Consider the following 6,868-nt stretch of genomic DNA (forward strand, 5'->3'; position numbering starts at 1 on the left):
TTGGAAGAAGCCATTGAGAATATTAAAATAGAGAAAAATCGAGTTGTAAAGAGCCAAAAGTATGAGGAGGCAGCCCAGTTGCGGGATCGAGAGAAAAAACTGATTGACCAGCTCGAATCAGCCAAACGTAAGTGGGAAGACGAAACCAAGACGCGTCGTTATACGGTAGACGAGGAAAACGTGGCGGAAGTAATTGCCATGATGACGGGAATTCCAACCAAGCGAGTAGCTCAGAACGAAAGTCAGAAGCTACTGGGTATGAACGAGCAACTGACCGGTAGAGTCATTGGTCAGGAGGAGGCAATTACAAAGCTTACTAAAGCGATTCAGCGTACCCGAGTTGGCCTGAAAGATCCGCAAAAACCAATAGGATCATTTGTTTTCTTGGGTCCTACTGGAGTAGGTAAAACGGAATTAGCTAAAGTGCTAGCAACTTACCTGTTCGATAAGGAGGAAGCCCTGATTCGTATTGACATGAGTGAGTATATGGAGAAATTCTCTGTATCTCGTTTAGTTGGTGCGCCTCCCGGATACGTTGGTTACGAAGAAGGTGGTCAGCTTACCGAGAAAGTACGCCGCAAGCCTTATAGCGTAGTACTTCTGGATGAAATTGAGAAGGCTCACCCCGATGTATTCAATATTCTATTGCAAGTATTGGATGACGGAATTCTAACCGATGGCTTAGGTCGGCGGGTTGATTTTCGAAATACGATCATCATCATGACCTCCAACATTGGAGCCCGAGATTTGAAAGATTTTGGTTCAGGCATTGGTTTTTCTACCAAGGCGAAAGAAGAGGGCATGGATGATATTATGAAATCAACCATTCAGAATGCGTTGAAGAAAACGTTTAGCCCCGAGTTTTTAAACCGTCTTGATGATGTGATTGTCTTCAATTCTCTGAAGCGAGAAGATATTCATAAGATTATTGATATTACGCTTAATAAGCTATTCGCTCGAATTACGGCGCTAGGCTATAAAGTAGATTTAACCGATAAGGCTAAAGATTTCTTAGCTGAGAAGGGTTACGACCCTCAATACGGTGCCCGTCCGTTAAACCGCGCAATACAAAAGTATTTGGAAGATGCCGTAGCGGAGGAAATACTTAAAGGCGAGATCGAAGCGGATGATACAATCTTAGCTGACTACGATGGAGAAGGTGAAGAACTTTCGCTTACCCTGAAGAAGAAGAAAACCCCCAAAGAGAAGAAAACCGATAGTAAATAATCTTTTACCATCGTATAGTTTAAACACTCAGAAGGGCATCACTAGTGATGCCCTTTTTTAGTAACTACCCATATACTTTCGAATACTCCATTCAGCTGCTACGAGTAACAGTAGCAAAAAGAACAACCACTTCAAATTAATAATGGGAAGAAAAGCCTCACTAGTGTAAATTTTACTTTGCAATTTTTGGTTCTGAAATATAGCAGTTAGTACTTCTAATTCTTCTGCAATTGTAAACTGTCCCCCGCTAGTTTGAGCCAACTCGCGCAGTAAGTCATGATTAGCGGTTAAGTTAAGGTTTTCAATCTCCAGGCGCCGAACACTGAATTCACCACTGCTGGTTAGCTGTTCGTCATTTAGTTTAACACTCGCTTGGTAGCTATAGATACCTTCGGGTAAATTACCAATGCGGTACTGCGTGTTGTTTTCATTAGTAATGTAGCTGAAGTTTCGTTCTTCTCCATTCTCACCAGTTAAGCTAAGGTTAACCGATTGGCCGTATACCTCTTCGTAAATATCGTTGTAGATTTCGGTTTCAAATACTACTGGTTCAGTATCCTCAAACTCGCTTCGTACCGGGTAAACCTTAAACCTACGTTTGTCTTCTTTGGCTGATAGAAACTGGGTTAGCTTAGTAAAGAGAGCATCAAATGCTTGGGTATTTTCATTTTTACCATACTCCTGCAACCTCCATTTCCAGATACCATCAGCTAATAGAACCGCTTGCTTTTTATCATCTACCTCACCGGTAACCAACAGCGGTTGACTGGTCTTTACATTGCCGACCTGCCGATACAGTAGAGAAGTATTTTCACCTTTAAAGTTTATTCTTCCAAAGGGCACTTTCAGTGGAACAAACCCATCAATAATCGTTTGGTAGTCATTCTCGAGCTGAAAGCCGTTAAAGCTCGTATTAAAAAGAGGTCGTACTTCATCGGTTTCGTTATTTTGCCTAATAATCTCCAGAAGACCATTTGACTGATTAAACATTGGAATGTTGCTCTGCTCGCCTACAATATACCACAGGGCGTTAGCATCTTGCACCAACTGATTTAGTTGAGTATCATTTAGTCCTCGTCCGGGTATTTGATGCAGAATAACCAGATCAAATTTACTATTGGCTACGATCGATGGATTCCAATCTGTCAGTCCTAAGATAGCAGTCTCAACTTCATAATTCTTATTTTGCTCAATCGCTAGCTTCAGGGCTTTAATATCGGGATGCGGTGATTGAGCTACCAGCAAAATTGATTCTTTACCTTCGATAACCTCAATGTACGCATGGCTCACATTGTTCTCTTTAGTAAATTCTGCTTCAAGACCTCCTACCGCTACCACGTAGTGGCTCATCCCCTCTTCTGAAGCTTCTAGTAAGAATTCAACTCTTGTTATTCCCCGTTCCCGGTCAAAAGTTATCTGCTCATTGGCTATAGTTTTTCCCCGGTAGTTTACCGAAACGGCTACGGACTCCCCACTAAAGCCTGTATTACTTATTTCTGCTACTAATGGAAATTTGTTTCCCTGGTAGGCTACTTTGTTAAAATACAGATTACTTACTTTTAGATCTTGTTTAGGCACCGTATCCCCTACTCCCACGGTGTGCAGCGTAAATGGGTAAGATCCGTAAGCGGGCGAAATCCCTTCGTTATAAATACCATCCGATACTAGTATCACTGAGGCCAGATTTCTTCCTTCGTACTCAGTCTCAATATCCGACAACAATCCTTCTATGTCGCTACGCTGCTCGGAAAAGGTGATGATTTCTAGAGCATCGCTCGATGAAAAGCTTCGGGTTTCTACCTGATAGTCTTGCTGCTGTATTTCATTTTGTAGGGCCACGACTTCTGATATCCATTGTACACTATCACCAACCGATTGTATGGAAGCTGAGTTATCCACCGCAAACACAATAATCGGTTCTTCAATTGTATTGCGAATCTGCTTAATAAATGGTCCTACAACCAAGAGGCATAGAAGGGTTACCAAAACAAATCTAAGCCCAGCAAGTACATAGTTAATTGTCTTACCCCAAGAAACTGTACCCAATTTTTTACCCTTGAGGTACAACAAAAGAGCGTAAGCTAAGCCTACCAGCAAACTCGGTATAATTAGCCAAGGCGAACTATCGAACAGAAGTTGAATCTTTTGCATAAAGTGCTATGTGGTCTGTATCTTCTTATAACGGAGAAAGGCAGTGTTCAAGTGTTTAAGCCGCCGTGGAACGGGTTCAAGTGTTCAATTTATTCATGAACACATGAACACACAAATACACTACTAAGTGAGCATTCCGCCGTCTACTTGCAATACCTGACCGGTAATATACGCCGACATATCCGAAGCCAAAAATAAGGCGCAGTCTGCTACATCGTCAGGCGAACCTCCTCGTTTGAGCGGAATAGCATCACGCCAACTTTGTACTGTTTTTTCATCTAACTTATCCGTCATTTCGGTCTCAATAAAACCGGGGGCAATAGCATTGCTACGGATGTTTCGGGAACCCAGCTCTAGCGCTACCGATTTGGTGAAACCAATAATTCCGGCTTTGGAAGCAGCGTAATTGGCCTGACCCGCATTGCCTTTTATGCCCACTACTGACGTTAGATTAATAATTGAACCACTTTTTTGCTTGAGAAAAGTACGGAGAGCGGCTTTTACCGTATTGTACACCGACTTTAAATTTACATTAATCACCTGATCCCACATTTCCTCATTCATTCGCATAAGTAGCGTGTCTTGCGTGATACCCGCATTATTGACTAGTATATCTAATGAACCCAGGTCAGAAACTACACTACTGATAAGTTGCTCAGCAGCACTAAAATCAGAAGCATCTGATCGGTATCCTTTTGCCTTTATTCCGTACTTACCTAATTCTTTTTCTAGTACCTCTGCCTTCTCCACACTTGACAAGTAGGTAAATGCAACATTAGCACCCTGTTCGGCAAATTTTTTAGCGATGGCATAACCAATACCGCGCGATGCTCCGGTTACCAAAGCGGTTTTTCCAGATAGTAATTTCATAAGGATCAATCGTTAGGTTTAAATTTTTTCAAACTTAACGAATTAATTGGAGGAGCGGTGAGTGAAAGAGTTAAAACAAAGAACCGCCAGTATTGCAGAAAGCAACAACTGGCGGTAACAGCTTGGTTTGGTTGTACGTTGTATTTGCTTTATAGTACTTCTTCAATAAGGTGCATTACTTGCTGCAAGTTGCGCTTATCTAACTCAGTGAAGTTATGAAGATAGTGACTATTAATATTTAGGATCAGTGAAACCTCGCCTTTTGAATAGGCCGGCACTGCTATTTCTGATTTATCGTATTCACTAAGCGAAATATGCCCAACATATTCTTCCACGTCTTCCACCATTACGGTACATTCTTTAGCGAAAGCTGTTCCGCAAATTCCTTCTTCCTTTTGAATTCTAGTCCGAGCGGCTGGTCCCTGAAACGGCCCCAAAAGCAATCCTCCATCTTTCACAAAATAAAAACCAGTCCAGGAGAAATTCATACCCTGATGAAGGATTGCAGCAATGTTACCTAAATTAGCAACTAAGTCGTTCTCATTATAAACGATATCTCGGATTTGCTGAAGAAGTACATTATACCGTTGCTGTTTCGTATTAGCTTGAGGTGATGCATAAGTGCTGAGCATAATCATGAGGACCTACTTATTTATTCTATCGAATATTAATTTTTACTCTTTATAATGTTTATATTATATAAACACAATTATTTATTACAAAGGTACTATAAAAGCTTTAATTGTCAAGTTTTTATCTGAAAAAATCAATTATAACCGTTTTAAGCTATTATTAGTTAAACTGACGATGTAACTTATAATCAGTATATGCGAATTTTTTCTGTGATTTTCTCAATATTATTCCTACTCTCAATGAAACTTGCAGCACAAGATGACTCAGTATTGAATCAGTATCGTTGGAAAAAACGAATACTGCTGTTGTTCACAGATACTGAAGAATCTGTAATTTATAAAGAACAGTTGCAAGCATTCAAAAAAGAGAAATCTGGTCTGAATGATCGCGATCTATTGATCTTTAAAGTTCTACCTCAAATGGTTATTAATCCGAAGGGTGAAGTATTTGGTAAAGAAGTAGCACTAGAATTACGTCAGAAGTACGAAACTAAAAGTGCTAAATATACCGTAGTACTGATTGGAAAAGATGGTGGGCAAAAGCTAAAACAGAATAGCTTATTGAGTACTGAGAAACTTTTTGGAACTATTGATCAGATGCCAATGCGGCGGAGAGAAATGAGAGAAACGCCCGGTTAGTTACGCAGATTTTGCATTTCTTTAATATCAATTTCAATAGCTCCAATTGCCAGTTTGGCTTTAATTTTAAGAGGCACTTTATTACTATCGTCTGACATCCATACCTTCACTGGATCTTTACTATTTTCAAAAAAAGAGTTTTCAGGTAAAGAGGGAGCAACTATAATAGAATTGATCTCACCAACTTTTGTACGAAGAAGCTCCCGACCAATAATTTTTACTTCAATGTTGTAAATTTCTTCATCAAAGAATCCTTCCAGTGGAATTACATCGCCTTTATCGTAGTCGCTGTAGTCTAGTGTACGAAGGAAATAGTACCCCCCTACAATATCTACCACATTGTTTGGTACCGGAAAAAGCTCTTTGTCTTTAACGACTCGAGTTTCCTTATCTAGTTTTAATACCGTTGCCATATCATTTTCATGATCAAAGTTGACCATTTCGTTCTTACGGTATCCGCCTTCTTGAATATACCGGTACGATTGCATGGGCAGGATGGAAGTAGTATCTACGTAAGCTCCGAAGTTATCACGAACGCTGTATAGCACATCGGCGAATCCGGTGGTGTTTCCAAAAACATCAATCTTATAACAAGACCGCCCATTAACATCGTAGTAGCCGTCCTGCACTTGCATGATAGCCTCGGCCGCACTAATAAAGCCATAGTGTATACGGTATTTTAGTATCTCTCCCGTACCAAAACTTTCATTCGAAACATTGCGAAAAGCTTCCGGTTCCGAATACTGAAATGCTGTAATTATAAAAGCGACGCTTGCCAGTATCAACCAATATTTTTTCATGCTATCTACGTGTTCTTAGATTTTAAAAGAAAAAATCATGCAAAACTGGTACACCCTATTGTATTTTCTAATCTTATATACGTATTAAGTAGGTTCTCTGTTAGCTTTTATTCTGAACCCTCCGTACATAAACGTACATTTTTGCCCGAAAGTGTACAGGTACTTTACTGATAATTAGCTGATCTACCCATTTTAGCGACTGGCATACTTGTTGAATTTTAGCCAGTGAAACCCATTAACCCAACTTACTTACTTGACACGTTTTAGTTTGATTTGAGCATATAACTAAGAGCCGTTTGTACAACATCGGCTCTTTTTTATAACAACAATTAATAGCGCGTCAGTTAGTCATACTTCTCTTGCAGGTAGACCAAATATTGGCTGATATCACCCGCAAACCGTTCAATAAATTCGCTTCTTAAGTCATCTATATTCCGACGGTAGCGCACATACGATTTGAAAAACGTATTATTAGGAAGTTTGTCTGAATTTTTCAGTTTATCTCTTACTTTCCGATACTGGCTAGTTCTAAGATTGAGTGTATCAGTG

6 protein-coding genes and 1 pseudogene are annotated in these 6,868 nt (G+C 40.0%); 2 read left to right on the plus strand and 5 right to left on the minus strand.

Annotated elements, in window-relative coordinates:
• Positions 1–1,227: AAA family ATPase (locus tag WBA23_RS20470; RefSeq protein ID WP_424584140.1), on the plus strand; the 1,227-nt coding region annotated here is incomplete at its 5' end.
• Between the two features lie 57 nt (positions 1,228–1,284).
• Here WBA23_RS20470 and WBA23_RS20475 read toward each other — a convergent pair.
• From WBA23_RS20475 to WBA23_RS20485, 3 genes are all read right to left on the minus strand, one after another.
• Entirely contained in the window at positions 1,285–3,378 is a 2,094-nt protein-coding gene (locus tag WBA23_RS20475; protein WP_424584141.1) for a hypothetical protein, read from the minus strand.
• A 123-nt stretch (positions 3,379–3,501) separates the two neighbouring features.
• Positions 3,502–4,248, minus strand: coding sequence for a 3-oxoacyl-[acyl-carrier-protein] reductase (fabG, locus tag WBA23_RS20480; RefSeq protein ID WP_424584142.1), 747 nt, complete (start codon positions 4,246–4,248; stop codon positions 3,502–3,504).
• Positions 4,249–4,397: 149 nt separating this feature from the next.
• On the minus strand, positions 4,398–4,880 hold the full coding sequence (locus WBA23_RS20485) for a GAF domain-containing protein (RefSeq protein WP_424584143.1): 483 nt from the start codon (positions 4,878–4,880) through the stop codon (positions 4,398–4,400).
• Positions 4,881–5,120: 240 nt separating this feature from the next.
• Between WBA23_RS20485 and WBA23_RS20490 the strand changes: the two genes are divergently transcribed.
• The gene (locus WBA23_RS20490; protein WP_424584144.1) at positions 5,121–5,519 is read left to right on the plus strand and encodes a DUF4174 domain-containing protein; all 399 of its coding nucleotides are present in this window, start codon (positions 5,121–5,123) and stop codon (positions 5,517–5,519) included.
• On the opposite strand, the gene WBA23_RS20495 is transcribed toward WBA23_RS20490, so the two are convergent.
• Entirely contained in the window at positions 5,516–6,319 is an 804-nt protein-coding gene (locus WBA23_RS20495) for a DUF3108 domain-containing protein (RefSeq protein WP_424584145.1), read from the minus strand. The genes WBA23_RS20490 and WBA23_RS20495 overlap by 4 nt on opposite strands.
• A 344-nt stretch (positions 6,320–6,663) precedes the next feature.
• Positions 6,664–6,868: pseudogene (locus tag WBA23_RS20500) on the minus strand (aminopeptidase); the annotation flags it as partial.

The organism is Tunicatimonas sp. (genome assembly GCF_049647865.1).
Classification (GTDB): domain Bacteria; phylum Bacteroidota; class Bacteroidia; order Cytophagales; family Cyclobacteriaceae; genus Tunicatimonas.